The organism is Collinsella sp. D33t1_170424_A12 (assembly GCF_015554865.1).
Classification (GTDB): Bacteria; Actinomycetota; Coriobacteriia; order Coriobacteriales; family Coriobacteriaceae; genus Collinsella.
On record NZ_JADNJJ010000106.1, the window covers coordinates 1 to 26875 of the forward strand.

Below are 26875 nucleotides of genomic sequence, written 5' to 3' on the forward strand. Positions count from 1 at the left end.
GGGTGCACTTGGTGGCCGGCAGGAAGCGGGTGCCGAGACCGGCGGCGGGGATGATTGCCTTCATGGCATTCCTTTCACTATTAAATCTTCGGGCAATGCAGGGCATAGCCACCGTGCCCGAAAAAGATCAGATATCGGCTACATCAATGTCCATCAAATCTATAAGCTAATCAACCAACATGATTTAGCCTGATCGTCTTGTAGATCCCCATCATCGTATTTAGATTCTTCGTCCTATCATGTGTGTGCACCGCTCGATTGCGAGACGCATTGGAAAACCGTTTCGCGAGGAGGTCGTCATCGAAAAGTCGACTAACATACCAAGCAAGCATATATGGCGCACTTTCTTGATAAAGAAAGCCTTCTTTTCCATGGGTAAGCATGTCGGAAACACCGCCCACATTCGATGAAACTACAGGGCATCCGAGCAACATGGCCTCACCAACAGAATTTGGAGAATTCTCAATGGTAGATGACGAAACAAATACATGCGAAGCCAAATAACGGTCCCTCATCGCAGCGGCATCCAGTGTCCCAACAAAGTGAACATTATCACGAAGGCCCAGCCGATCAATTAGTTGAGCAATATATGCCTGATAAGAATTTCTTCCCAGATTCCTTTTTAAACTATTCCTGAAAACCGACTCTCCCGTCGTATAAAGAACAACGTCGGGATAAGCAGCTTTCAAGATGGAAAGAGCTTGAAGCGCATAATGGAAACCCTTAATGGGATACGAGCACTGACTCACAAAAATGCTATGGCGCTCAATATCCATCAAACTCCATGAAGCATCATAAAACTCAGGTCTCAAGGATTCATTGCAATAATGATACGAAAGACCCGGATTCAACTGCATCGCACAAGCCCTGTCCCATTCGGTGCGCCCAATAACATGTTTTACCAGACGCAAGCACTCCTGCTCGGCTTCACCCCTTTCAAGAAAGGTGCGACGATCGCGATCAAGAGAAGTCCCTCTAACAAAGTCACCAAAACTCGGAATACGCATCACGCTATCGGATATTCCCTCAGCATAGTGATAACGCCCACATATCGAAACGAGACCTTGAATTGAAACGACTGTAGAGCCCAGAAGGTCAAGCTTGTTTGCTGCGCGCACCACTTCAAGCGAATGAGGAAACTCTGTGCCCCAAATATGAATTACATCAGGTTGAAAGATCACAATTTGCTTGTAAAACCAATCCTCCGCAACATCGCATGAAAAAGAAGCAAATGACAAATTTGCAAGCGCGCCGTCGACGGAATTGCCTCCTAGAAACAAAACCTTTAACGATACATTTGCATTTAACAGCAAGTCAGCGGCAGTTGAGTCAAGCCATCCCCCAGAGATGACGCCTTCTATACCAGCAGCAGCGACAACTGGTTCTGGAGCCTTATTGCACACCCATAGTATTCTCATGCCCCGCCTCCACAAAGAAATTCATCGAGGGCAACAGAGTAGACTCGGTAATCAAGGCCACAGCGCATGGACTTTAGAGCTTCGCGTCGCATAGACGAGCGATCAGCCACCGACAGCGAGGCGGCCCTCTCCAGGGCAAACGCGCAAGCCTCGGCAGAGAAATTCCTCACAACAATCGAGTTAAGGCCATCTACCAAATACTCACCAAGATCAGAAGTAATATTCGCTATCACAGGCGTACCGCATCCAAGACTTTCGGTTACTTTGGTCGGCATTCCCGCTTGCGCAAACTTCATGCTGGGATCACGCATCAAAATGGTAAAGTCAGCGTTTTTCAGCGCTGCGATTACATCTTTTCGAGAAACCCTGCCATAGGCGTGGACACAAGCCGGCAAAGCTGCGCCCTTCTTTGCATAATGAAGCAAATCATCTTCGCTAACACCATAAAAGCTAAAGGAAATCCTACCAAGAACATCACGGTCAAGAAGGTTAATCGAATCTAACACAACCCCTAAGGAATCCTTCACCGCCGGAGAACCGGCATACATAATAGAAATAGCAGATGATTGAAGCCCGACAGGGAGGTCAGGGGCAAGCTCTTCGTTATCCAGAACCGATGGAACCCTCAAAACTGAACAACCTTTTTCAGTAAAGTAATCCTCGAGATAGCTACTGATAGCGATAACTTTTACGTCTGAATCGATTACCTCCGTTAGCAATCTCAGATGATCGATATACCCCGCGTCGTTGACGCCATGGGGAAATTCCTCAGGGGTAAACCACTCGGTGCAATCAACTGCAAAAACAACGTCAGCTTCACAGCAAAGCGCCTTAATCTTTTCCACCACAGAGGACGGAAGGAAGGAAGCCACAATAACATCAGCGTCATCGATAATCGACTTGACGTAAGCAACGGCAGTCATGCCAATTAGTCGCCAAGCTATCGAATTGCAAATTCGATTTGATCTGTACGGATTAAGCGTGCGGCAAACAATTCCATCAAATTGCACATCGTCCCCCATGCCGCAAAGTTCAACCTCATAACCCTGACCCCTCAGGGCCTTAGCGAGCATCGTGATTCTCGTAGCCCCAGCGTCGTAACGTGGAAAGGCAAAGGACGTGATGAAGAAAGCCTTCTTGGACATCTATCCCTTCCTCCACACCATCTTGTCTACGATACCGGTGTAAGACTGAATAATCTTGACAACCTTCGTTGAGGCGGTTTCATCCGCGTAGTCAGGAACGGGCGCCTGCGGCAAGGAGCCTTCCTCATCAAGCGCAACGGCGGTACGAACCGCATTTACCAAACCGCGCTCATCGATTCCCGCAAGAGTGAAACACGCCTTGTCCAAAGCTTCAGGGCGTTCGGTAGACGTACGGATGCAGACGGCAGGGAAAGGCATGCCAACCGAAGCGAAGAAAGAACTCTCCTCAGGAAGGGTGCCCGAATCAGACACGACGCAGAACGCGCTGGACTGCAAACGGTTATAGTCATGGAAACCCATGGGCTCGTGCATGCAAACATGCGGATGCAACTTGAAGCCCGTCGAATCGAGACGCTTGCGGCTGCGAGGATGGCAGCTATAAAGAATGGGCATCTGATAGATCTCGGCAAGCTTGTTAATCGCATTGAACAGCGACTCGAAGTTTGCCTGGGTATCTATATTCTCCTCGCGATGGGCAGAAAGCAGGATATAGCCGCCCGGCTCAAGGCCCAGACGATCGTGAACATCGGATGCAAGAATCTGATCAAGATTCGCGCGAAGCACCTCGGCCATGGGAGACCCGGTTACATACGTGCGCTCGCGAGGCAAACCACACTCCGCAAGATAGCGGCGAGCATGCTCAGAATAAGCCAGGTTGACATCGGAGATGATGTCAACGATGCGACGATTGGTCTCCTCGGGCAGACACTCGTCCTTGCAGCGATTACCTGCCTCCATATGAAAAATAGGGATATGCAAGCGCTTGGCCGCAATCGCAGAGAGGCAAGAATTCGTATCACCAAGAATCAGCAGCGCCTCTGGCTTGATCGCATTCATCAGGTCATAAGACCGAGCGATGATATTGCCCATGGTCTCGCCAAGCCCATCGCCGACGGCATCCATATACACATCGGGGTCATCCAAAGACAGGTCACGGAAGAAGATGCCGTTCAGGTTGTAATCGTAATTCTGGCCCGTATGGGCAAGCAAGCAGTCAAAATGCCTACGGCACTTCTTAATGACCTCGGACAATCGAATAACCTCGGGGCGCGTGCCAACGATGATCAGAAGTCGAAGGCGGCCGTCATTGGCAAAAGAAACGTTGGGGTAGTCGGCAGCCATAGGGCTAGACCTCCTCGAAGTAGGTATCAGGATTCTGAGGGTCGAAGGGCTCATTGGCCCACATTACAGTTACAAGATCCTTGGTATCAGAAAGGTTCTCGATGCAGTGCGTGGTTCCGGGTGCCATCTCAACAACCACCGGGTCATTACCGCACACGCGATACTCATCCACAGGGAACGGCTTACCGTCGGCATCGAGGCCGACACGGCGCAAACGAATCGACGCCTCGCCAGATACCACCAGGAAACGCTCCCACTTGGAGTGGTGCCAATGGTTACCCTTGGTAATCCTAGGCTTTGAAACGTTGATAGAGACCTGGCCGCGCTCGGGTGTACGAAGGAACTCGGTAAAGGACCCACGATCATCGCAGTTAGCCTTTAGCGGATACGAACGAGAGCCCTCAGCATAATAGCTCTCAAACGTGCTCCAAAGCTTCTTGGAGAAAGAGCCGTCAGCGAGGTTCGGAACCATAAGGTCGTCGCGACTCGCCTTGAACGATTCGAGCAAGGAGACGATCTCACCCAGCGTCACATGATCTGTGGGGTGGCACGTGCAGAAATTCTCACCCTCGATCTCGTCCAGGCCATCATAGCCGCAGCGATGCTCTTTGCCCAGCAGGGCAGAAAGCATCTCGGCAACCAGATCGTCAATGTAAAGCAGTTCAAGCTCGACAGCAGGATCGTTCACCGTGTACTCACCACCGTTGGCGATGGCATCGCAAAACGTAGCGACCGCTGAGTTGTAGCGTGGACGGCACCACTTTCCGTACAAGTTGGGGAAACGGTAGATCAGCACGGGAGCACCCGTGCGCTCGGAATACTCGCGGAAGAGGCCCTCCCCCGCCAACTTGGACTCACCGTACGCAGATCCAGCATAGCGACCAACAAGGCTCGCCTGTGCAGAACTGGAGAGCATAACGGGGCACGTATTGCCGTGACGCTCCAGCGCAGCAAGAAGATCGCTGGCGAAACCAAAGTTACCGGCCATGAACTCAGCAGGATCCTGCGGCCTGTTCACGCCGGCAAGGTTAAACACGAAGTCCGCCTTAGCGCACATTCCATCCAGTTCATCTGCCGTGGTCTCAATGTCGCACTCCATGACCTCAAGCGGCAGCAGAGCCTGGAAGCGCTCCCTACGGTCCTTGCCATCGCGAATTGCCTTCAGCGCCTCGCAAAGGTTACGACCGACGAAGCCCTTGGCACCGGTAACCAGAGCGCGCATTACTGGACCGCCTCGTGCTCGCGGTCCTCGAGCGCCAGCTGCACATACTCAGCAGTCTTGATCTTCTCCACGGTGCCGGCGATATCAAGGCGCTCAGTATTGTGGGAGGTGTAGGCCTCGTCAGCCTGGGTCTTCACATCGCCCTCAACGAAGAAGCTGTCATAGTTAAGGTCGCGCGAGTCGCAGGCAACGCGGTAGTAGTTGCCCATGTCCTCGGCACGCAGGCGCTCCTCGCAAGTCATAAGAGTCTCATAGAGCTTCTCGCCGTGGCGGGTACCGATGACCTTGGTGCCCACGTGGCCAAAGACCTCCTGAACGGCCTCAGCAAGATCGCCGATGGTGGAAGCAGGAGCCTTCTGCACGAAGAGATCACCGGGATTCGCATTCTCAAATGCGAATTGAACCAAGTCGACAGCCTCATCGAGGTTCATAAGGAAGCGGGTCATATTGGGATCGGTCACCGTCAGCGGCTCGCCCTTGCGAATGCGGTCGATGAACAGCGGAATAACAGAACCACGGGAGCACATGACGTTGCCGTAGCGCGTGCAGCAGATAGTCGTACGACCGGCACCATTGCGCGCATTGGCATAGATGATAGATTCCATCATAGCCTTAGACTTACCCATGGCGTTAATGGGATACGCAGCCTTGTCGGTGGAGAGACAGACGACCTTCTCCACGCCCTCGGCGATAGCGGCATGCAGCACGTTATCGGTACCGATGACGTTGGTGCGAACCGCCTCCATGGGGAAGAACTCGCACGACGGCACCTGCTTCAAAGCGGCAGCGTGGAAAATGTAGTTCACGCCATGCATGGCGTCGCGAACGGACTGAGCATCGCGCACATCACCGATAAAGAAGCGAACCTTAGAGGCGAGCTCAGGACTACGCTGCTGCAGCCGATGACGCATGTCATCCTGCTTCTTCTCATCACGCGAGAAGATACGAATCTCCTCGAACTCGGTATTAACGAAGTGCTTGAGCACGGTGTTGCCGAAGCTGCCCGTACCGCCCGTGATCATGAGGGTCTTGCCAGCGAATGAGGTCGTTCCAGCCACTACTATCATCACCTATCTAAACTCATAGATGCCACGAGAGGCACCTGTAAATCCATAATATTCCTTCAGGGCGAGGTCTTTCTCCTCCCAAGAAAGGTGCCCGAGATGAAGTGATCTTGATTTAAGCTTCTCGAGATATTCATCCATAGTTTCAATAACCCGTGCGGGAACGCCGACAGCAACCGAGTTGCCAGGGATATCTCTTGCTACAATCGCGCCCGCTCCTATAACAACGTTATCGCCCACGGTAACACCGCCCATGATGATGGAGCAATTACCCACATATACATTGTCGCCCAAAACAATAGGTCTCGCGACCTCCAAGTCGGGTATCTCCTGTCTAAAGAGCAAAGTACCGCCATCATGGGTCTCAAATCGCATGCCATCAGTGGTGTGGACATGATTTCCAACCGTAATGATCAAAGGCTCCGTACTCCAAACAACATTCCCGTATACATGGAAGTCATCACCGGCATTCACTCCGATACGGCGCGCATAATCCTCTGCCGAATGGGTGTGAATCCACACCCATCTTTTAGCTTTTTAATCAAGCCCACTATACGTCCCTCCAATGGCTATCGCAAATTAGCCGACCTCACATTCCGCCCTGGCAAGAACGCGGCTGGTATATATAGGATAAGCAACGCTACTTGTTGCCATGGTAAGAATAGTTCCAAGCAGAACGCCCTCAATTCCAAGACCACAGGTGGTAGCCAATACAACAGAAAGAGGAATGTTCACCACCGCTTGCACGCAAGCAACGACAACCATGAAATTCACGAGGGTAAGACCATTGATAACTTGAGACCAAATGGTATTCCACATATAGACAATCGCATAAAGCCCCATCATTAGAATTAGAGGCCATGCAAAACCAAGATCCCTACCCAACCAAAGGGCAACAAGAGGTTTGAAGAGGACCGTAAGCAAGACGGTGCCCAAAGCGGCCAGACAATAGAGCTTAAGCATCTTGCCTATCGTACTTCTGATTTCACCAATCTCACCTCGGGCATAATCCACAGTTGTTTTAGACCAAAGCGGAACAACTAAAGCAGCAAATAGCGAAATGATCACTGTGAAAACCTTATTTGCTGTTGAATAGACGGTGACTTGCTCCGGTCCAAATAAATTACTTATGATTAAATTGTCAGTCGTAAACAAAACCAAGGCGGCAATCTGGGCAACAAAGAATTTAAGGCCCAGCCCGCCCAAATCATTCGCAACCGACCTGTCAATATACTTAAAGGACGGGGCAATAACTCGGTTCTTAACAAAGATAAACGCGCTAAAGCCACCATAAACCAACACGTTTGAAAATACATAAAGGATTGCAACGGCTATCAAATCATCCGTATTGGTAAACGAGAGCAATATAACTGAGAGCAGCATTACGGCTTGCTGAAATACCGCCATAAGGTTAACGATTTGAGCCTTTTGAAGCGCATAGAACACGTTGTTGCATAACATGAGGATAAAGCTAAAACACATGCCGAGGAAACTGATTTCCATGATGCAAATAAGGTTCTCATCAATATCCCATGCGGAAAGAAGAGAGGACCAGTCTATAAGAGAAATCCCTACTCCGCAAACGATAGCAATTATCAAAACTACAAGCGTGAGAATTGCATATGCACTCGAAATCAAGGTCTTAGGATCATCTTTTGGATTTTCAGAAGCCAGGGCTTGGGACAACCTATTGCGTAGTCCATTTCCAATTCCAAGATCAAAATAGGAAATCCAGGAAAGAACACTCAAAACCGTAGCCCATACACCATATTTATAATCACCAAGATAGTTAAGCACAACAGGAACGTAAATCAGGCTCAGTAGAATTGAGATGCCTTTATACAGCGCCGCCCGTGTCATGCTGCTCTTCAGATTAGAGTTAGTATCCAAGAGTGCCCCCTATCGAGCCTTCATCGACATCTGATCCGTAAGCCGCTGGTCGCGTAAAAGAGAAATAAATAAATAAAGGAATGAATATTAAGGTCGTATAAAAGATTTCATCCTCAAAAAATGTTGCCAGCAAATACATAATTGCAAAGCTAATTTTTGCGGTTAATGGCAACTTTGACTTGATAAAAACGGGATAAAAGACCCAAAAAACAACAGCGATGCCAAAGGGAATTCCATAAACGGCAAATAACCTGAACAGGCAGGCAGCCAAATACCCGGTAGATTCGGTATTAAGCGCAGCAGCGTAAACATCATAACCGCAACCCAAGGGATAATCCGCCATCAAATGAAGCGAGATACCCGCCGCACCAACACGCGCATTACCCGACGCATCCATAGCAAAGCCATCGTTACTGAAAAAACGGCCAAAAATTGTGTCAGCAAGCCAGGAGCTGTCGGCACAAATCATAAATAACATCAGCGCACACAGCCCCAATGAAAGTGAAATAATAATAATGCGTGGTGTCTTTTGTCTATTTCCACTCGCCCCAACGAAATATAGAAAAAAGAGGATGAACCCTAGCAAGTAGCCAGTAGCCGACTGCGTCGTAATCAGCGTTATCACGAACAACGCGAGTAACACCTTTCTTTTTTTCCTTAACGCTTCAGGACACATATACAACAGCACGAAAATAATCGAGTTGAGAAGAATTTGATATACCGCTGGCTCACGGAAAATACCGACGTTTCTCTCATAATCGAATCCACGATCAACATAAAGAAAGAGACCATGTGCCTGGTAGTATCTAGTAGTAATATGCGTTGTCGAATCAGCCCAATAGCCTTCCCCAAACAACAAGGGAAAAGAAAACGGCGTTATCCGATTCCAAATACCCGGGATCACTTGAGAAGCCAAATAGATTACAACGCTAAAAGAAGCGAGCACAGATGTAAGCAGTATCAACCGCTCTAAAAACTTGGAAGCGTTGAATCCTATAGCTACAACAGCTAAGCAAATCATAGCAACCCAGGTAAAAAGCTCCGAAGGCCCCATGGCATTTGTGGTAGATCGAACAAAGAGCATGGTTAGTGTACCAAGCGCTAGAATCGAAAGAGGAAAAATGTACTGCGTTTTCCTACTTGAAACCACAAGGAAAAGCGCAACGACGGCCAATATGGGACTCAGACGAAATAGAATGCGGTCATATACAAATGAATCACCCATGGCAATCATGAGATATATGAGAGCATAGTGACAAGCCGCTTCCCTTCGCCCCTCCCCTGCTATTGAAGTAGCGCTCTGCATGCTTTGACCTCTCTTAACTAACAAGAACAGGAACCTTCAATTCAGTAGACACTTCTAAAAGATAAATCCCTGCTCACCATCCGCAAGTGCATTCTGCATCTCAATACGCTTCTCTTCTGTAATACGAGTGATAACGTATGAATCATCATAGATAGGGCACTTATCCATTGCTTGTCGATTTCGTTCAACATACTCCTCATATGAACAAAGCCGACGAGCGGGGTTCCCCGCATATACGCCATTACTTTGCAGATCCTTAGTAACGACACTCCCGGCGCCAATAATGACTCTGTCGCCAATCGTCACGCCAGGAAGAACAATGGAATCAGCGCCAATAAACACGTTGCTACCTATTTGAACAGGAGCAATCCTCGTATAGCCAAGAATATTTTTCGTAGATGCATCATGAGCAAGGATGTGGCAACGAGGAGCGATTGTTACGTTATCGCCAATCGTGATGAGAAAACAGTGCCCCCAGTCAATAACAACGCCAAACATTACCTGTAAATTCTCACCATGTTTAAAGCCAAGCCTCTCGAGCTGCTCAATAGTTTTTGTTCCTCGGATTTTCGCGATGAGATCACGGTATATCCCCATATTGACCTCCCATACGTTGGTTTCACCTGCCGAAGCAAATTGCTTGAACTGTGCACAAAAAAGCACCAAGCCTAATATGAACTAGCCAATAAACGCTTTTTTATAATCTTCGATATAGCAAGTATTACTATAATCAGTGGCCCTCAAATGCTCAGTTATTTCAGCGATTCGCGGGCTATCCTGAACCAAGGATTCGATTCCATTTGCCAATGCAACCGGATCAATATCTACGACGAGGCCTTCATCATTAGAAACTTGGTCGGCAACTGTTGGATATGCCGTTGCGACGATTGGCTTACTAAGAATTTTAGATTCGTCAAGCACAACGGACTTGCCTTCGAACCTAGATGGCTGAACAACTATGTCGGCATTTGCAATATAGGGATACGGATTCTCCCTTGGTCCCAACAATTTAAATACATCCGCTACTCCAAGCTCGCTGATTAGCCCACGGCACCTATTGAGCTCCGAATCGCCTGCCACGCCTTTACCCAGTTCGAACCACGTGAAATTCAATCCACGTCGCTTAAGCTCCGCCGCAGCTTGGATGGCAATATCAACGCCTTTCTCATGCGTAACACGAGCGACTGTGAGAATTATGGCCTCGTCAGATTTGTACTCTGGGGGATAAAACTCCTTTGCCCGACTTAAAATCACTTTTGACGATACGATATTCGGAAGATATCCCATCTTTACTTGTATATAGGGAAAAACCGAACGAATTATCGCAAGGCACTCCGGGGAAATTGCATATATCCCGTCCATGCGTTGCAAATGAGGCAACTCATACTTGCTGGAATAATGGGCAGAACGATAATCACCGTGATAGAACACAATCTTTCTATCAGCCTTAACCTTCTCATCAACAAAATATAGAACCTGACCATTGATAAAGGAGATTGCAGTGTCGTAATGTCCGGGAAGCATATCAATTGCACGAGAATAAAAGTGCTTCCATCTAAAACCGCGACGCGTCTCCTCGTCTCTAGATACCACCGACGAAACGGCGTCTGCAGTTACTCGCCAGGCTTTCGCACGGCGACCGCGAATAGACGTGAAACAGTCCCTAACAACATCGGGAGTCTGTAAAAGATTGACCTTTGCTGGAATCTGGTCCATGAACAACCCATTAGGGTTTAGCAAAAATAGATCGATGTCGAATTCTTCCTCTGGAAGTTCCTCGATTAGATTAAGCAAAGCCCTCTCGGCGCCACCATTATCCATCGAGGACATCACGAATAATAGTCTATGCTTAGAGGTCATCAGCGTCCTCCAATAAATACTTGTAGAATGTCGGCCCGGTTTCTGACATCATTTTGAACTCCTGTTTCCAAGTGAGTTTGAATAGCCTCGTGCTGGTATTGAGTTCTTTCCAAATACTCCGGTCAAACGGCTTATTAAGTAACGAGATTAAATCATCACAGTAAGGGTTATTAGGAGCAATCGATGCAAATGCCACGGCGATAGAAGGGTCATGGCGCTGCGCAAGAACAATTAGGTAGTCAGTGAGCAAGTAGTCAATAAGCTCGTTGCTCTCGCGCCAATACGTTAAGTAATAGTCCCTCAAGGTAGCAAAAATCCTTCGATGCGCCTCGTCGCAAGCTAGAGAATAGTTTGCAAACATGCCACAGGCTACAGAAGCGTGCAGGTAATCAGGACGCTTAATCGACCAAACGGGAAGATGCAAATACTCATCAAGCGGGCCGGTGCAAAAAAACGTCGCATCAAGCCATAAGCCACCATGATCAGCCAACAGCGAGAGCCTTAGCAAATCAGATAGATGAGTCCGCGACATGACACCGCAGCGAACCTTCTCGAGAACCCACTCGGGGATATCAACGTAATCGGAAAGGTTATCATCCGTGATGACGATAACCTCATGGCCACCTGCGTTGCGCCGTACGGATTCGATACACGTCCTCACAATTTCCGGAGCGCTGTCCTCTCCCTGCCACCAACACATCCAGATCTTTCCATCAAGCAAGGGATCGGATGCGGGAAGGGGGGCAACGTAATCGTACGACGCAAAGAAATCGCCAAAGCGGTTCTCCAGATATCTGAGCACGGTCTCGTGTTTGCGAAGCAGTCGTGCCTTAACCGCAGGAGGCTCTATATAGCCGTTGCGGCTCATAACCTGAATATCCAACTTCGCTCTGAATGTATTTATCGCCTCGGGCCACGAGGTGACCCTGGCAATCCGAACGGTTGCCCCAATCTCCTCGCATGAACGGTGGACAATTCGCTTGATGCTGTTGTGACCATTAGCCATTGATTGTCTCCTCGTACAGCCTTACGAGCCGTCTCATAAAAACCTCGCGAGAGCAATTGTCACGAACATAGGAACGACAATTAACCTGAAGACGTGCGTACACAGAGGCATCCAGGAACGCCTCGACCGCGCGCACCATAGCACCCGTCATAGAAAGCACATCACCTGGTTCACAAACGTAACCAGTTACGCCCTCGGAAACCAGCTCGGGAATACCGCCGATACGCGTGCCCACTACCGGCGTTCCCGCCGCGAACGCCTCAACGATCGAATACGGCATATTCTCTCGCCATTGAGAACTCGAAATGGCAAACGATGCCCTCTCGACATACTCTTGTAGTGTATTCCCCGACTGGTAGCCTACAAACTCAATACACGAAGCCCTATCCAAAGAGGCGGCAAGGTTTTTAAACTCAACGGCATCAGGACCATCACCAACAACAATCAAGCGCATGCCCTGCGGAAGAGAAGGCGCCGCAAGATCGAAAGCCCTCAACAATGTGTCGACGCCCTTCTCTGCTGAAAGACGCCCAAAGAACAGAAGGTAGGGCCGCTCTCGATCGGTCACGTCGTCCCCCGACCCCGAAGCACGAGCAAGAATGGCATCGTCCGCGAAGTTCTGGAGCGCCACCACTTTTTCTTGGGGCCATCCACCCTCTATGAGCTTGGAACGCATAAATCTAGAAGGTGCGATAACCCTATCAATTCGCGCATTGGATCTATGAGCCCTATTGAAAGATGCTTCCATTGCAGCAAGTGCACTCTTGGCACGCGACCCCTTGATGCAGCGATTTTCAATGCAATGGCGATACTTCCCATCCTCGAGGCAAGCGTCACAAACACATCCCTCGCCATTGAGCATTAGGTAAGCGGGACATATAGTCACGTAGTCATGAGCTGTATAAACGACGGGTACATGATTATCCTTGAGATAAGGGGCATCCAGAATGGATAGGGTTATCTGCCTATGGACATTATTAAGATGCACAACATCTGGGCGAAACTCTTCGCAAAGAGACTGGAAATTACGCTTCGCCTCGGGTGAATAGATCAAAGCCAAGCCATCACGGACAGCTAAAAATGGATTTCTAACGTTATTGTACTCACGCTGCGTGACAAAATACTTATCCCATTTGCACGGTAAGTTGTTCGGATGCTTCATGGAGAAGTACGCGACCTCATGCCCCATGCGCTCGAGTTCGGAACCAACAGTTAAATAGTAAGTCTCAGCACCGCCCTTGCGGTAATGGAACTTATTAACCAAAAGGACTCTCAACGGGCCCCCTCCCCATAGACAGCAAGCGTTCGTTCAACAACGGAATCCCAGGTGTAAGTCTGCTCGACATGACCTCTCGCACTCGCACCAAGCTGGCTGGCAAGGCTATTGTTTGCCAACAATTCTCGCAGCCCGCTTTGCAGCGCGGACGCATTCCCCTTCTCAAACGTAACGCCATTGCCGGCGAGTACATCCGAGCATTCGGAAATATCGCTCGTTACGCAACAACAACCATAAGCCATGGCCTCTAGCAAACTCATTGGCATGCCCTCGACGTCGGAGGGAAGCACATAGGTAAAGCAGTTTGAATAGAGTTCCTCAAGCGGCCGTCCACTGACAAACCCAGTGAATACAATGCGCTCATCGCCCGCGGCAAGTTCGTGCAATTGCGATTCATATTCAGAAGTATCGGAGCCACCGCCGGCGATCACCAGCTTTTTGTCCGTATCGAGCCCCTTGAACGCCTCAATAAGCAGCTCGGGACGCTTCTCCGGAACCAACCGACCCAGAAACAGGATGTAAGAACCAGTGGAGAGGCCCCATTCCGAAGAAATATAGTCGGCCGGGCGCGAAATCTTACTATCTATACCGTTGGGAATCACAGTCGCATCGCGACCGTATTCGTTCTCGAAGTAAGCTTCCGCTGCCGTAGAAAGAACAATGAGGCCATCCGCTTTATTTGCGGCGGTCTTCTCCCCCATCTTGATATACGTACTGGCGAGCTTGCCCCACTTGGCACGCTGCCAATCAAGGCCATGGATGGTGGCCACGGTGCGAATGCCAGCCCAACGCGCGAGGGACAGCGGCACGCACGGCCCTTCCGCATGGTAGTGAATCACATCGGGGCGCTGTTGAATCGCAGCAAGCGTAGCAAAGAATGACGAACTAAGTGCGGCAAGGCCCTTTTTGTCGATAGTTCTCACGGGTACCACGCGCACGCCGTCAACCATCCGCTCGCAAGCAACGGTTTGATCGCCAGTCATGACATCGGCACCGGACCGATCATAGCAAGTGACATCATGCCCAAGCGCAGCCATGCGACGGGCCAACTCCGTCACGACAACCTCAACGCCACCCTCGCGAGTGCCATAGCGCTTGTGTCCGATCATCGCAATCTTAAGTGGACGCCGCACTAGTAAGCCCCCTCACCGGTGAAGACGACCTTGATGGTCTGAAGTATCGTGCGCAAGTTAACCCAAAGGCTGCGCTCACGGATGTACTTAAGATCAAGCTCGACCATATCCTGGAAGTCGAGGTCGGAGCGACCTCCAACCTGCCAGTAACCGGTCAGGCCCGGCTTGACCGCAAGACGCTGCATAGCCCAGGCGTCGTACTCGGCAACTTCGTTCGGCAGCGGAGGACGAGGGCCAACAACGGTCATTTGTCCCAAGAACACATTGATGAACTGCGGAAACTCGTCGATGGAATGCCTGCGCAGGAACTTGCCAACCTTGGTGACGCGCGGGTCGTCCTTCATCTTGAACATGGCACCGTCAACCTCGTTGCAGCGCTGCAGCTCCTGAAGACGTTTGTCCGCATCTTTATACATGCTGCGGAACTTATACATAGTGAACTCGTGCATGCGCCCATCGCGATGCGTGCGCGAGATGCGCTTCTGCGCATACAACGGGCACCCCGGGCTTTCCAAGCAGATCGCCGCGCAAATAATCGCTCCGGGAATCAGCCCCGCGGCGATGACGGCTCCGCTGAACACGATGTCGAATGCACGCCGTACGGCGCGGTACGGCCACTTTCCCCTATTGGCGTCCCGCAGGTCTTGCATGGCCTGATACCGATTATACGGTCCCACCTTGGCCACGTACTCGGCCCGCTCTTGAGACACCGGGATCGCATTGCCCGTGCGGGGGTCAACGTTTCCCCCGCCGCACGCCGCCCCCACAGACGTCCTTATTGTGGTTTCGTTTCCCCCTGGCATTGGCTTTTCCTCACAATTCCCAGTCCAATGCGAGTTGTAACGCGTCGACCGCACATATCCAGTTCTATAAATGCCAGGCTCTTGCGCCGGTTAACGCTTACGATGCACGCCTCGCGGCCCTTGAGCGGGCCACGGAACACCACTACGCGATCCCCTTCCATAACGCCCATGCTCATGGGTATCACGCGGTCGCCCTCGTTGGTAAACATCGCCATCCAGGCGCGATCATCCTCTGCAAGCGGGCAAAACGAGCCGCCCATACGCAGTAGCTTGGTGAACTCCCGTACCTCGCGCAGACGCTCGTAAAGCGCCACGGGCTCGCGCGTGACCGCGATGATATAGCCCGGCAGCAGCAGCGATTCAGCCTGCTCCCAAGCACCCCGTACCTTGCGCTCCGTAGCGAAGCGCGGCGTGAAGCACTCACGCAGCACATCGGGGCCCACCGCACGGCGAATCGTTTCGCAGAGCGCCACTTCCTTGCCGGCAGGCACCTGTATCACGTACCACTCGTTGCCGGTGCTCGACCGCTTATCGATTACCATGAGATGCTCCATCTCTGTTCTCGCTATAGTGCTCAACGAACCAGACCCAGTACCTAACAATCTCCGGTTTCACCACAAAGCATCGAAGCTGACGGCTTGGGTCCCCACCCGCGGCCGCACACCCCGATGCGCAATCAATCGCAAGCGCCCCTTCATCGTGGCATGGCTTCGCCCGCGCCGGAAACGGCAAGGCGTTGGCATATAGAACTCTCGTCGCTTCCGGGACCCACACCAGGCACCGCCCCTTCCGCGCAAGATATGTGTTAGCCGATCGTTACCATCGCAGCGTGATAGATAACAATTCAGGTTTTCCAATTGTAGCGTCCAGCGTTATATATACAGTCGCAATTTAACATTTGGTACGGCAATATTCGATTACCGATAGCAAGTAGCTGCCCTTTTGGACAGATCTTGCTTTGTCAGCTCTTTGTAATGCGCCGATTACCCACAAATCGGCTGCATATTCAGCACAGGTTCGACATAACTATTCTCCACATAGGATATCTATGGTTATGCCGGGAATATCTCCACCGTACGCGCACAGGCTGCCCACGCTCACAGAACAAGGACGAGCTCTCCATATCGTCTTTATAGCTTCGCCGCATACTAGGGGAGCATGTGGCGTGCTGGGGGATGCGCCCATGAACCCGTATGAGCTTTGGCGAAGCGAAGGAGACGCGCGCTATGCTACCTACCGATCGTTCCGAGCAAACCATGAAGTACCTCTCGTTGCTCGCGCAGCAATTTCCCAACCAGCAGGCGGCGTTCACCGAGATCATCAACCTGCAGGCTATTCTTAACCTGCCCAAGGGCACCGAGCACTTCATGAGCGACCTCCACGGCGAGTACGAGGCCTTCATGCACATCCTCAACAACTGCTCGGGCGTTGTGCGCGAGCACGTGGATATCATCTTCGAGGGCGAGCTGGACGGGCCTGCAAAGGATGACCTGTGCACGCTCATCTACTACCCGCGCGAGAAGATCCAGCTGATGCGCGAGGCCCGGCAGGACTCCCCCACCTGGTACAAAACCATGCTGGGGCAGCTCATCACCGTGGCGCGCAAGCTCTCCAGCCGCTACACCCGCTCCAAGGTGCGCCGCGCCATCCCGCACGACTACGCCTATATCATCGACGAGCTGCTGCACACGCACCCCGACGAGAACAACTACCGCGTGCGCTACCACGAGCGCATCATCGACTCGATCCTGGAAACCGATTCCACCGAGGACTTCATCTGCTCGCTGGCCGAGCTCATCAAGCGCCTGGCCGTGGACCACATCCACCTGGTGGGCGACATCTTCGACCGCGGCGGCGGCGCGGCCAAGATCATGGACCGGCTCGAGCGCTGCCACGCGCAGCGCCTGGACGTGCAGTGGGGCAACCACGACATCCTGTGGATGGGCGCCGCCGCCGGCGAGCCCGCGTGCATCGTCACCGTGCTGCGCAACAACCTGCGCTACGGCAACTACGAGATCCTGGAGAACGACTACGGCATCTCGCTGCGCGCGCTGGTAGCGTTCGCCGACCGCACGTATCGCGGCGGCGAGTCCATCTCGCCCCTTATCAAGGCCATCAACGTGCTGCTGTTCAAGCTTGAAGGCGCCATCATCCGGCGCCATCCCGAGTTCGACATGGAAGACCGCCTGCTGCTGGACAAGATCGACCTGGACGCCGGCACCGTGGAGATAGACGGGCGCGCCTGGCCGCTCGTGACGAGTGACTTCCCCACCGTGGACCCCGCCGACCCCTACGCGCTCAGCGACGAGGAGCGCGAGATCGTGGACAAGCTGGTGAGCGAGTTCACCGGCTCCGACCACCTGCAGCGCCACATGGGCATGCTGTACAGCCACGGCTCGATGTACCTGGTGCGCAACGGCAACCTGCTGTTCCACGGATGCGTCCCCATGAACGAGGACGGCACCTTCAGCGCTATGAACTGCATGGGCACCTGGCGCAGCGGCCGCGACTACATGGACTTCTGCGATTCCATTGCCCGGCGCGCGTGGCGCGACCGCGACCGCGATTCGCTGGACTGGCTGTGGTACCTGTGGATCGGCTTCAAGTCGCCGGCGTCGGGGCGCCTGGTCAAGACGTTCGAGCGGGCATACATCGCCGACAAGTCCACGTGGCGCGAGCCCATGGACCCGTACTTCACGCTTACCGAGGAGACCGGGCCGTGCAACACCGTGCTGCGCGAGTTCGGCATCTATCCCGAGGGCGGCCACATCATCAACGGGCACACGCCGGTGAAGACGCTCGCGGGCGAGCAGCCCGTGCGCGCCGACGGCAAGCTGCTGGTGATCGACGGCGGCTTCTGCACGGCGTACCACCCGGCAACGGGCATTGCGGGCTACACGCTCATCTCCAGCTCGCGCGGGATGCGCATCAAGGCGCACGAGGCGTTTCGCAGCGTGGAGGACGCCATCTTGCGCAACGTGGACATCCAGAGCGAGACCACGAGCTTCGAGCCGCACGACCAGCGCATCATGGTGAGCGATACCGACACGGGCGACGAGATCCGCGCGCAGATCAGCGACCTGCGCCAGCTGCTGGACGCGTACCGCTGCGGCCTGATTCCGGAAGCGGGACGAAGCGAGTAGGCGGCATAGGGCCCGCGGACGGCTGCGAGGGCCCGGCGATGGCCCGCCCCGCGCGGCTGCGCGGGCGACGGCGGGCCGTGCGGGGCGGGCAGCCGCGCGGGAGATGAACGCGCGGCGCCCATATTCGACATGCGCGGCTCCTGCAATCGCGGGAGCCGTTTTCATGTGCCGCCGCCCGACTACGCCGGCCGCAAGCCAATGCCTGCGCGCAAGCCATTCAGCCATGCATCCTGCAACGCACGCCGGCCGTTGTTGACATCGCGATACCGCACGCCCGCATCCCGGTACAACGACCGCGCAATGGCTTCGAGCGCCTGGATGTCGCGCATCTGCTCGCGATTCACCACGATCACCTTGATGCCCATGCCGCGCATGCCGTTGTTGCGCTGTCCATCGTGCACGCGAGCCGATTCTTCCTCGTGCCCGATGCCGTTGTACTCTATCTCGGCATTCGCCGACCGTATGAACACGTCGCAGATGGCATACGGCATGCCGGACGACATAAGGACCGCGTCGTGCTCGAACTCGATGCGGCGGTTCAGCTGTATCCCGCCCGGCAGTGCCGATAGGGCGAACCCTCCAAGCCGATGCGGCGCGCCAAGCATCGCCGCAAGCACCGACTCCATGGGCGACGCCGCATGTGGAAGAGCCACCGCCGCCGCTCGTGTAAACGAGCCCCTCGGGCTGAAGCGACCCATGCTGATGAAAGCGTCCAGGTCCTCGCACGAAAACGCCGGGTCGCACGCGTAATGCACCTGGTCGGCAGGCTCACCTGCGCCCGATGCGCGAACGCCCCCGAGCGCTAATGAGGGGCCGCCCGCCGTAGGATCGAGCGAGGCGCCTCCCCCTCCGCGCCGCTCGCCGTGCGGCCAGACCCCGCCCCAAGCGATGGTCATCGTTGCCTCCTCGGCCATGCTGTATGTCCCCATAAGCTCGAAGAGCAGCATGGCGACCGACGCCACCGCGCGCCCTCTCGAATACTGGTACGCCGTGTACAGGGGCGAGGTAGCGTAAAGACCGGGCGCGACTCGGCAGATCGAACCCGCGGGCAGCGAGCGAGAGGTGCAGCAGCACCGAACATGCGGCACCCGTCGTCGGGCGGCGGGAGCTGCAACCAGGAGCTCCAGCTTCTCCGTTTCCTCGCCGCCCCAGAACCCGTATCGCGCCAGCTCATCGAGATCGATGAGGGGCTTGCACGACGTGGCCGCCTCAAGGACGCGACCCTGCTCCTCTAAATCAAGCGGAACCCAGGACCATAGGTCATGGATGCGCCGTGCGCGACGTATGCCCCGAAGCGCCGACAAACCGCATACGATGATCGCCGGCTCCGCCGGCGCGGGCTCCAGAACCCCGCTCCTCCCCCGCTCCTGCACCGCCCGCGTATTTCCTTCATCATTTCGAACGCCCATCACGACCACCGCCATCCTTCCCGGCAAGGTCGCGCTGTGCGACCGCTGCCCTTCCCCGTAGGGACAGGGTTCCCCGAAACCAATGGGGACAAACCGCCGCATGGCAGGCGATGTCGGCCATAGGGACTATCGGCTGGCGCCGAGGAGGGGTAATCGGGCGGCACCGAATTAAGCAACGTGTGGAACCAAGACGCCGAGAGGCCCACTCGGCACGAAACGCGGCCAACCCGGAGGCGGCCGCCTCATCGGCTTAAGCAAGGTGGGTGCAAAATGAATAAATAACGACAACTAATGAATAGGGATAATCATCATATGTGGTATTTCATGTCAATCTGCTGTTGCGCCCGCACCTCAATGGCACTAACTGCAAATAATGAGTACCCGTCGCCGCCGCGGGGACTCCGTTCAGCCACCGTTCGAGCCAGAACGCAACGTCTCCACGGCGTTCTGACGCATATATTTCTACATTTGTTCGTTATCTAGCTATTTATAGCCCACCCAAATGGCGAGAAGCTCTATACATTGCGGAACTCGAAGCGCAATTTGACTCAAAAACGACATTTAGTGCCAGCCGGCCCGACGTGAGCGCAAGACAACGTGGATCTGGGGCGGGCATGCGCCTTCTTGGCGGCAAACAGCATCCGGATGGCGCCTGCGGGCATTCCCGCCACGCTACGCCGGACCTGGCAGCAGGCCAAAGGTGCATGTACCACCGAAGAACCTGCTGAATCCGCAGCGTTCAAATCACTTGGAGGGATTATCGATATCCAGGTGAATCTCGGGCACGCGGGCCAGGTCGGCCAAGGTGACGCCGTCCACGTAGTCGTCGATGGCGCGCTCGAGGCCGGTCCAGAACTTCACGGTCGAGCACAGGTCCGCGCGCGTGCACGTGCCCTCCAGCCCATCGCAGGCCACCGTGGAGGATGCGCCTTCCGCGACGCGCAGGATGTCGCCCGCGGTGACCTCGCTGGCCGGCTTGGCCAGCACGTAGCCGCCGCCCTTACCGCGCACGCTGCGCAGCAGGCCGGCATGCATGAGCGGGCGCACGAGCTGCTCGAGGTACCGAAGCGAGATGGACTCGCGCTCCGCCACCTCGCGCAGCGCGATCTTGCCGTCCTCGTCGCCGAACGCGGCGATGTAGATCATGAGACGAAGGGCGTAGCGCCCCTTGGAAGAGATGAGCATTCGCCCTCCTTATGCGTTGTGTTGATAAATCTTAGTAGATTGGTCGTATTAAGCCAATCGCATTTACCGCGCCGCAGTTAACGGCTACAATCTTAGCGTTAATCCGAGAGAATTCCTAGGGTTTCCGCGCAGCGCATATCCATAAACGCGCCTTAGCACATCCCCGACCTGCGGAAGCTCCTTATTAGAAAGGCAACGCACATGAGCACCATTTCACCTGCCGATACGCTGCTGTCCGTGCGCGGGCTCACCGCATCGGTCGATGAAAAGACCATCCTGCACGGCGTGGACCTCGACGTCGCCGCCGGCGAGACGCACGTCATCATGGGCCCCAACGGCGCCGGCAAGTCCACCATGGGTCACGTCATCATGGGCGACCCCGTGTACAGCGTAAACGAGGGCTCGATCCTCTTCGATGGCCAGGACATCACCGACCTCTCCTGCGACAAGCGCTCGCGCGCCGGCCTGTTCCTGTCCTTCCAGGCACCCGTCGAGATCCCGGGCGTGCCGCTGTCCAGCTTCCTGCGCGCCACCCTCGCCGGCCGCGAGGGCCTGGAGATGAAGGGCAAGCAGTTCCGCCGCCGCGTCACCGAACTCGCCCGCGAGCTCAACATGGACACCGCCTACCTCAACCGCGAGCTGGGCGTCGGCTTCTCGGGCGGCGAGAAGAAGAAGGTCGAGATGCTCCAGCTGCTGCTGCTCCAGCCCAAGCTGGCCATCCTGGACGAGACCGACTCGGGCCTGGACGTGGACGCGCTGGGCGTGGTCTCGCGCGGCATGGACGCCTATCGCAAGAGCACGGACGGCTCGCTCGTGATCATCACCCATAACACGCGCATCCTCGAGCACCTCGAGGTCGACCGCGTCCACGTAATGGTGAACGGCCGCATCGTGCGCGAAGACGACGCCTCGCTCATCCCCTGGATCGACGCCAACGGCTTCGACACCTTCGAGCGCGAGGCTGCCGCCCAGCTGGCCGCCGAGCAGGAGGCCGCCAATGACGCCGCCCCCGCGCACGACGCCGCAGCGGACGCCGTTCGCGCCGCCGCCGCGGGCCTGGGCGCCGGCATGGTGCAGTCGCTGCGCGCCACGCTCGACGCGAGCGGCGCCGCCGACGCCGCCGCAAACGCCGCCGCCGCGGACGCTCGCTAGGGAGGGGTCGCGCATGACCAAGAACCGCACCGAGGTAGCGGACATCGACCGCAGCCTCTACGACTTCAGCTACGGGGAGGAGGGTTTCGAGCGCCTGGACGCCGGCCTCACCCCCGATATCGTCACGGAGATCTCGCAGCGCAAGAACGAGCCGCAGTGGATGCTCGACATGCGCCTCAAGTCCCTTGAGATCTACCACCGCATGCCCAACCCCACCTGGGGACCGGGAATCGACGGCCTGGACATGGACAACATCGTCACGTACGTGAAGCCCAACACCGAGCAGAAGAACGACTGGGATTCCGTGCCCGACGACATCAAGGACACCTTCGAGCGCCTGGGTATCCCCGAGGCCGAGCGCAGCTACCTGGCCGGCGTGGGCGCTCAGTACGACTCCGAGCTGGTGTACCACAACATGCAGGACACCGCCGCCAAGATGGGCATCGTGTACTCCGGCATCGAGGAGGCGCTGCAGGAACCCGAGTGGGAAGCCATCATCCGCGAGAAATTCATGACGCTCATCCCGCCCACCGACCACAAGTTCGCGGCGCTGCACGGCGCGGTATGGTCGGGCGGCTCCTTCGTCTACGTGCCGAAGGGCGTCAAGCTCGACTTCCCGCTGCAGAGCTACTTCCGCCTGAACGCCAAGGGCGCGGGCCAGTTCGAGCACACGCTCATCGTGGTGGAGGACGACGCCGACCTGCACTTCATCGAGGGCTGCTCGGCGCCCAAGTACAACGTGGCCAACCTGCATGCGGGCGCAGTCGAGCTCTTCGTGGGCAAGCGCGCGCACCTGCGCTACTCGACCATCGAGAACTGGTCCAAGAACATGTACAACCTCAACACCAAGCGCGCCCGCTGCGAGGAGGAGGGCGAGATCGAGTGGATCTCCGGCTCCTTCGGCAGCCACGTGGGCTACCTCTACCCCATGAGCGTGCTCGCGGGCCGCAAGAGCCGCTCGAGCTTTACCGGCATCACCTTCGCCGGCACCGGCCAGAACCTCGACACCGGCTGCAAGGTGGTGCTGGGCGCGCCCGACACCTCCGCGACCGTTGAGACGAAGTCCATCTCCAAGGGCGGCGGCATCTCCACCTTCCGCAGCTCCATCGTGGCCACGCCGGCCGCCGAGGGCTCCACGGCTTCCGTGAGCTGCCAGTCGCTCATGCTCGACGACATCAGCCGCTCCGACACCATCCCCGCCATGGACATCCGCGCCAAGGACGTGAACATCGGCCACGAGGCCACCATCGGGCGCATCGGCGACGACAAGATCTTCTACCTCATGAGCCGCGGCATCTCCGAGGAGGAGGCGCGCACCATGATCGTGAACGGCTTCGCCAACCCCGTGTCCAAGGAGCTCCCGCTGGAGTACGCCGTGGAGATGAACAACCTGATCAAGCTCGAGATGGAAGGAGCGATTGGCTAATGGACGCTCTGGTCATTAAGAACGCGAACGCCATGCCCGCTCCCACCTGGAGCTGGCTCAAGATGAACGATACCAAGATCGCCGTGCCCGCCGGGCTCGAGCGCGACTGCCAGGTAACCATCGAGGCCGCCAAGGACCTCTACGAGCAGCACGCCAGCTTCGAGGGCGCCGTCGAGGAGCTGCAGGGCCGCGTGGACGCCGCCCGCGGCGATGCGGCGGACGACCGCGCGATCATCCGCGCCGCCCAGGGCGCGGACGCCGGCGCCGCCGACCTGGACACCCCCGCCCTGTCGGCCTACGAGCGCCGTACCGCGCTGTCCCAGGCCGCGGGCGACATCTCGGCCGATTTCGAGACCGGCGTGGGACGCGACGCGCGCGCCTACCTCAACTTCCTGGCCGGCGGCACCGCCGTGCTGGCCACGCAGCCGGGCGACGAGGTGGAGGCCCGCGTGAACGTGGCCGCCGCGCCCGGCGCCTCGTCCTCGGCCAGCGTGGACATCGTGGCGGCGCCCGACTCCACCTTCAACCTGGCTATCTCGCTCGACGCGGCGTGCCCCGCCGGGCAGCAGGCCTTCGCCGGCTCCACCCTGCGCGTGTTCGCCGGCGCCCGCTCGCACGTCAACGTGACCGTATACCTCACCTGCGGCGAGGGCGTGACCTGCGTGGACGACTCGGGCTTCGTGCTGGATGAGGACGCCCGCGTGAACGTGCGCCACGTGGTGCTGGGCGGCGCCTTCACGGCCACCGGCCTTGCCGCCGACCTGCGCGGCGACCGCTCGCGCATCGATATCTCCACCAGCTACCTGGGCGCGGGCGAGGATGTTCGCGACTTCAACTACATCGTGCGCCACCGCGGCAAGAAGACCGAGTGCAACCTGGATGCCAACGGCGTGCTCACCGGCACGTCCAAGAAGATCCTGCGCGGCACCATCGACCTCATGCACGGCGCCAAGGGCGCCCAGGGCAACGAGCGCGAGACCGTGCTTCTGGCCAACAAGGGCGTGGACAACAAGACCATCCCCATGATCTTGTGCGACGAGGACGACGTGGCGGGCAACCATGGCGCCACCATCGGCCACGTGCGCCCCGAGCAGCTCTTCTACATGGGCTGCCGCGGCCTGTCCGAGCAGCAAGCCGAGGCGCTGTTCATCTCGGCCAAGCTCGAGGACGCCGCGCTCACCGCGCCCACCGACGAGATGCGCGACGCCGTGGTTCGCCTGGGCCGCGCGCTCGTTCCCGACTTTGAGGAGGAGATCGCATGATCGACACCGAGAACGTAACCTGCGACACCTGCACCGCGCCCGGTCCGGCCGTCTTCGATGCGTCCGACGAGGCGTCGCGCGCCTGGCCGCGCGTGGATATCGAGGCCAACCCCTATAAGGCCGACTTCCCGCTGCTCGCGCAGAACCCCCAGATCGCGTTCCTCGATAGCGCCGCCACGGCGCAGCGCCCGGCCTGCGTGCTCGAGGCACAGAAGCGCTTCTACGAGACCATGAACGCCAACCCGTTGCGCGGCCTGTACTCGCTGTCCGTCGAGGCCACCGAGGCCATCGCCGGCGTGCGCGCGCAGATCGCGCAGCTCATCGGGGCCGAGCGCGCCGACGAGATCGTCTTCACGCGCAACACCTCCGAGAGCCTGAATATCGTGGCGCAGGCCTTCGCGCCCACGGTGCTCGAGCCCGGCGACGAGGTGGCCATCACCATCATGGAGCACCACTCCAACCTCATCCCGTGGCAGCAGGCCTGCCGCGCGGCGGGTGCCACCCTCGTCTACCTCTACCCCACTAAGACCGGCCGCCTCACCGACGAGGAGATCGCCGCCAAGATCGGCCCCAAGACCAAGATCGTGGCGGCCACGCACGTCTCCAACGTGCTGGGCGTCGAGAACCCGGTGAAGAAGCTCGCCCAGGCCGCGCATGCGCACGGCGCGTACCTGGTGGTGGACGGCGCCCAGTCCGTCCCCCACATGCCGGTAAACGTGGCCGACCTGGGCGCGGACTTCTTCGCGTTCTCGGCCCACAAGGCGCTCGGCCCCATGGGCGTGGGCGTGCTATGGGGCAAGATGGAGCTGCTGCAGCGGGCGCGCCCGTTCCTCACCGGCGGCGAGATGATCGACGCCGTCACCGAGCAGGACGCCACCTGGGCCCCCGTGCCCGAGAAGTTCGAGGCGGGCACGCAGGACGCCGCGGGCATCTTCGCCACCGGCGCGGCCCTGGACTACCTGGTGAACCAGGTGGGCTACGAGGCCGTCTCCGCACGCGAGGCCGCCCTCGTCCACTACGCCATGGCCCAGATGAGCCAGCTGCCCTACGTGGACATCATCGGCTCCATCTACTGGGACTGCCACCACGGCGTGATCAGCTTCAACGTGCGCGGCATCCATCCGCACGACGTCGCCAGCATCATGGACATGCAGGGCGTGTGCATCCGCGCGGGCCATCACTGCGCGCAGCCGCTGCTCACCTGGCTGGGCGTGGAGAACCTCGCCTGCTGCCGCATGAGCGTGGCGTTCTACAACGACAAGCACGACATCGACCGCTTCCTCGAGGCGCTCGACACCGTGTGGCGCACCTTCAACGGATAGAACCGCTTCCCCCTCCGGCAGCACGCGTTCTCAGATTAGGGACAGGCACCAATCTGAGACGGGCGCGCTTCCGGGGGCGGGGCGCGCGGCCTTCCCGCCGGACCGTCGCGCGCCCCGCAGCCAGCACCTCAGATTGGTGCCTGTCCCTAATCTGAGGTTTTTACGAAAGGAGCCCTATGGGCAACCTCTACAGCTCCGCCAGCTTCATGGAGCACAACTCGCATCCCGACTACAAATACGAGATGGACAACCCCACGCACAGCCACGACGGCATCAACCCCAGCTGCGGCGACGAGCTCACGCTCTCCCTGCGCGTGGAGGACGGCGTGATCGAGGAGGCCGCCTTCACCGGCCACGGCTGCGCCATCTCCCAGGCGTCGGCCGATATCATGGCCGACCTCATCACCGGCGAGACCGTGGAGGAAGCCCGCCGCCTCTCCGCGCTCTTCCTGGGGATGATCCGCGGCGAGGAGCTCTCCGAAGACGACTTCGAGGACCTCGACGAGGCCGCCCAGCTCAAGGACATCTCGCACATGCCCGCCCGCGTGAAATGCGCCGAGCTCGCCTGGCGCACCCTCGACGGCATCCTGTCGGCCTAGCGCGCCGCATCCTCGATTGGAAGCTCCGTTGATCGAACAGATTGCAACATACTTCGCGAACAACGGCGGCCA

23 protein-coding genes and 1 pseudogene are annotated in these 26875 nt (G+C 56.6%); 7 read left to right on the plus strand and 17 right to left on the minus strand.

The genetic code is table 11. From position 1 onward, the window contains the following. The coding region (locus I2E26_RS09070) for a hypothetical protein (protein ID WP_229056414.1) at nt 1-193 on the plus strand (193 nt) is incomplete at its 5' end. Here the strand turns inward: I2E26_RS09070 and I2E26_RS04595 are convergent. The 15 genes and pseudogenes from I2E26_RS04595 to loaP all read right to left on the minus strand — a co-directional run bounded on the left by I2E26_RS04595 (nt 171) and on the right by loaP (nt 15847). Further along, nucleotides 171-1418: a glycosyltransferase family 4 protein gene (locus I2E26_RS04595; RefSeq protein WP_195419782.1), complete on the minus strand. Its 1248-nt coding sequence runs from the start codon at nt 1416-1418 to the stop codon at nt 171-173. The genes I2E26_RS09070 and I2E26_RS04595 overlap by 23 nt on opposite strands. After that, on the minus strand, nt 1415-2563 hold the full coding sequence (locus I2E26_RS04600) for a glycosyltransferase (protein ID WP_195419783.1): 1149 nt from the start codon (nt 2561-2563) through the stop codon (nt 1415-1417). The genes I2E26_RS04595 and I2E26_RS04600 overlap by 4 nt, the downstream gene beginning before the upstream one ends. Next, nucleotides 2564-3745: a non-hydrolyzing UDP-N-acetylglucosamine 2-epimerase gene (wecB, locus tag I2E26_RS04605; protein ID WP_195419784.1), complete on the minus strand. Its 1182-nt coding sequence runs from the start codon at nt 3743-3745 to the stop codon at nt 2564-2566. It lies immediately after the preceding gene. A gap of 4 nt (nt 3746-3749) precedes the next feature. Continuing rightward, nucleotides 3750-4967: an NAD-dependent epimerase/dehydratase family protein gene (locus I2E26_RS04610; protein ID WP_195419785.1), complete on the minus strand. Its 1218-nt coding sequence runs from the start codon at nt 4965-4967 to the stop codon at nt 3750-3752. After that, nucleotides 4967-6025, minus strand: a complete 1059-nt coding sequence (locus tag I2E26_RS04615; RefSeq protein ID WP_370551444.1) for a polysaccharide biosynthesis protein — start codon at nt 6023-6025, stop codon at nt 4967-4969. The genes I2E26_RS04610 and I2E26_RS04615 overlap by 1 nt, the downstream gene beginning before the upstream one ends. A 150-nt stretch (nt 6026-6175) precedes the next feature. Next, nucleotides 6176-6406: pseudogene (locus I2E26_RS09215) on the minus strand (acetyltransferase); the annotation flags it as partial. 204 nt (nt 6407-6610) lie between these two features. Beyond that, nucleotides 6611-7921 carry an oligosaccharide flippase family protein gene (locus I2E26_RS04625; protein WP_195419787.1) on the minus strand — a complete coding sequence of 437 codons (1311 nt, stop codon included), beginning with the start codon at nt 7919-7921 and terminating at the stop codon, nt 6611-6613. Next, nucleotides 7911-9227: a hypothetical protein gene (locus I2E26_RS04630; protein WP_195419788.1), complete on the minus strand. Its 1317-nt coding sequence runs from the start codon at nt 9225-9227 to the stop codon at nt 7911-7913. Before I2E26_RS04630 ends, I2E26_RS04625 begins: the two co-directional genes overlap by 11 nt. Before the next feature lie 54 nt (nt 9228-9281). Beyond that, the gene (locus tag I2E26_RS09175) at nt 9282-9890 is read right to left on the minus strand and encodes a DapH/DapD/GlmU-related protein (protein ID WP_370551445.1); all 609 of its coding nucleotides are present in this window, start codon (nt 9888-9890) and stop codon (nt 9282-9284) included. A 15-nt stretch (nt 9891-9905) separates the two neighbouring features. Then, the gene (locus I2E26_RS04640) at nt 9906-11087 is read right to left on the minus strand and encodes a glycosyltransferase (RefSeq protein ID WP_195419789.1); all 1182 of its coding nucleotides are present in this window, start codon (nt 11085-11087) and stop codon (nt 9906-9908) included. Next, nucleotides 11077-12093: a capsular polysaccharide synthesis protein gene (locus I2E26_RS04645; protein WP_195419790.1), complete on the minus strand. Its 1017-nt coding sequence runs from the start codon at nt 12091-12093 to the stop codon at nt 11077-11079. The genes I2E26_RS04640 and I2E26_RS04645 overlap by 11 nt, the downstream gene beginning before the upstream one ends. Then, entirely contained in the window at nt 12086-13357 is a 1272-nt protein-coding gene (locus I2E26_RS04650) for a glycosyltransferase family 4 protein (protein WP_229056411.1), read from the minus strand. The genes I2E26_RS04645 and I2E26_RS04650 overlap by 8 nt, the downstream gene beginning before the upstream one ends. An 8-nt stretch (nt 13358-13365) precedes the next feature. Continuing rightward, a complete protein-coding gene (locus tag I2E26_RS04655) occupies nt 13366-14478 on the minus strand; it encodes a glycosyltransferase family 4 protein (protein WP_195419792.1) in 1113 nt (370 codons plus the stop codon). A 23-nt stretch (nt 14479-14501) separates the two neighbouring features. Next, a complete protein-coding gene (locus I2E26_RS04660; protein WP_370551446.1) occupies nt 14502-15212 on the minus strand; it encodes a sugar transferase in 711 nt (236 codons plus the stop codon). Between the two features lie 65 nt (nt 15213-15277). Further along, nucleotides 15278-15847: an antiterminator LoaP gene (gene loaP / locus I2E26_RS04665; protein ID WP_229056412.1), complete on the minus strand. Its 570-nt coding sequence runs from the start codon at nt 15845-15847 to the stop codon at nt 15278-15280. Nucleotides 15848-16531: 684 nt separating this feature from the next. Here loaP and I2E26_RS04670 point away from each other — a divergent pair. Beyond that, nucleotides 16532-18448, plus strand: a complete 1917-nt coding sequence (locus tag I2E26_RS04670; protein ID WP_195419794.1) for a fructose-1,6-bisphosphatase — start codon at nt 16532-16534, stop codon at nt 18446-18448. Nucleotides 18449-18627: 179 nt separating this feature from the next. On the opposite strand, the gene I2E26_RS04675 is transcribed toward I2E26_RS04670, so the two are convergent. Both I2E26_RS04675 and I2E26_RS04680 read right to left on the minus strand, forming a co-directional pair. After that, nucleotides 18628-19857 carry a hypothetical protein gene (locus I2E26_RS04675; RefSeq protein ID WP_195419795.1) on the minus strand — a complete coding sequence of 410 codons (1230 nt, stop codon included), beginning with the start codon at nt 19855-19857 and terminating at the stop codon, nt 18628-18630. Between the two features lie 744 nt (nt 19858-20601). Beyond that, nucleotides 20602-21042 (minus strand): Rrf2 family transcriptional regulator, encoded by a 441-nt coding sequence (locus I2E26_RS04680; RefSeq protein ID WP_147588028.1) that lies wholly within the window; start codon nt 21040-21042, stop codon nt 20602-20604. A 201-nt stretch (nt 21043-21243) separates the two neighbouring features. Between I2E26_RS04680 and sufC the strand changes: the two genes are divergently transcribed. The 5 genes from sufC to sufU all read left to right on the plus strand — a co-directional run bounded on the left by sufC (nt 21244) and on the right by sufU (nt 26803). Next, nucleotides 21244-22194: a Fe-S cluster assembly ATPase SufC gene (gene sufC / locus I2E26_RS04685; protein ID WP_195419796.1), complete on the plus strand. Its 951-nt coding sequence runs from the start codon at nt 21244-21246 to the stop codon at nt 22192-22194. A 13-nt stretch (nt 22195-22207) separates the two neighbouring features. Then, on the plus strand, nt 22208-23620 hold the full coding sequence (sufB, locus tag I2E26_RS04690; RefSeq protein ID WP_195419797.1) for a Fe-S cluster assembly protein SufB: 1413 nt from the start codon (nt 22208-22210) through the stop codon (nt 23618-23620). Further along, complete coding sequence (locus I2E26_RS04695) at nt 23620-24882, plus strand: SufD family Fe-S cluster assembly protein (RefSeq protein WP_195419798.1); 1263 nt, start codon at nt 23620-23622, stop codon at nt 24880-24882. The genes sufB and I2E26_RS04695 overlap by 1 nt, the downstream gene beginning before the upstream one ends. After that, nucleotides 24879-26204, plus strand: a complete 1326-nt coding sequence (locus tag I2E26_RS04700) for an aminotransferase class V-fold PLP-dependent enzyme (protein ID WP_195419799.1) — start codon at nt 24879-24881, stop codon at nt 26202-26204. The genes I2E26_RS04695 and I2E26_RS04700 overlap by 4 nt, the downstream gene beginning before the upstream one ends. A 176-nt stretch (nt 26205-26380) precedes the next feature. Then, nucleotides 26381-26803 carry a Fe-S cluster assembly sulfur transfer protein SufU gene (gene sufU, locus I2E26_RS04705; RefSeq protein ID WP_147588023.1) on the plus strand — a complete coding sequence of 141 codons (423 nt, stop codon included), beginning with the start codon at nt 26381-26383 and terminating at the stop codon, nt 26801-26803. The last annotated feature ends 72 nt before the right edge of the window (nt 26804-26875 follow it).

Excerpts from the sequence above, each read along its gene's own strand:
- I2E26_RS04700 (WP_195419799.1), top strand. The coding sequence starts at position 24,879 with ATGATCGACACCGAGAACGTAACCTGCGACACCTGCACCGCGCCCGGT.
- sufU (WP_147588023.1), top strand. The coding sequence starts at position 26,381 with ATGGGCAACCTCTACAGCTCCGCCAGCTTCATGGAGCACAACTCGCAT.
- sufB (WP_195419797.1), top strand. The coding sequence starts at position 22,208 with ATGACCAAGAACCGCACCGAGGTAGCGGACATCGACCGCAGCCTCTAC.
- sufC (WP_195419796.1), top strand. The coding sequence starts at position 21,244 with ATGAGCACCATTTCACCTGCCGATACGCTGCTGTCCGTGCGCGGGCTC.
- I2E26_RS04600 (WP_195419783.1), bottom strand. The coding sequence starts at position 2,563 with ATGTCCAAGAAGGCTTTCTTCATCACGTCCTTTGCCTTTCCACGTTAC.
- I2E26_RS04695 (WP_195419798.1), top strand. The coding sequence starts at position 23,620 with ATGGACGCTCTGGTCATTAAGAACGCGAACGCCATGCCCGCTCCCACC.
- I2E26_RS04680 (WP_147588028.1), bottom strand. The coding sequence starts at position 21,042 with ATGCTCATCTCTTCCAAGGGGCGCTACGCCCTTCGTCTCATGATCTAC.
- I2E26_RS04630 (WP_195419788.1), bottom strand. The coding sequence starts at position 9,227 with ATGCAGAGCGCTACTTCAATAGCAGGGGAGGGGCGAAGGGAAGCGGCT.
- wecB (WP_195419784.1), bottom strand. The coding sequence starts at position 3,745 with ATGGCTGCCGACTACCCCAACGTTTCTTTTGCCAATGACGGCCGCCTT.
- loaP (WP_229056412.1), bottom strand. The coding sequence starts at position 15,847 with ATGGTAATCGATAAGCGGTCGAGCACCGGCAACGAGTGGTACGTGATA.
- I2E26_RS04595 (WP_195419782.1), bottom strand. The coding sequence starts at position 1,418 with ATGAGAATACTATGGGTGTGCAATAAGGCTCCAGAACCAGTTGTCGCT.
- I2E26_RS04675 (WP_195419795.1), bottom strand. The coding sequence starts at position 19,857 with ATGGGCGTTCGAAATGATGAAGGAAATACGCGGGCGGTGCAGGAGCGG.
- I2E26_RS04670 (WP_195419794.1), top strand. The coding sequence starts at position 16,532 with ATGCTACCTACCGATCGTTCCGAGCAAACCATGAAGTACCTCTCGTTG.
- I2E26_RS04645 (WP_195419790.1), bottom strand. The coding sequence starts at position 12,093 with ATGGCTAATGGTCACAACAGCATCAAGCGAATTGTCCACCGTTCATGC.
- I2E26_RS04610 (WP_195419785.1), bottom strand. The coding sequence starts at position 4,967 with ATGCGCGCTCTGGTTACCGGTGCCAAGGGCTTCGTCGGTCGTAACCTT.
- I2E26_RS04640 (WP_195419789.1), bottom strand. The coding sequence starts at position 11,087 with ATGACCTCTAAGCATAGACTATTATTCGTGATGTCCTCGATGGATAAT.
- I2E26_RS04655 (WP_195419792.1), bottom strand. The coding sequence starts at position 14,478 with ATGATCGGACACAAGCGCTATGGCACTCGCGAGGGTGGCGTTGAGGTT.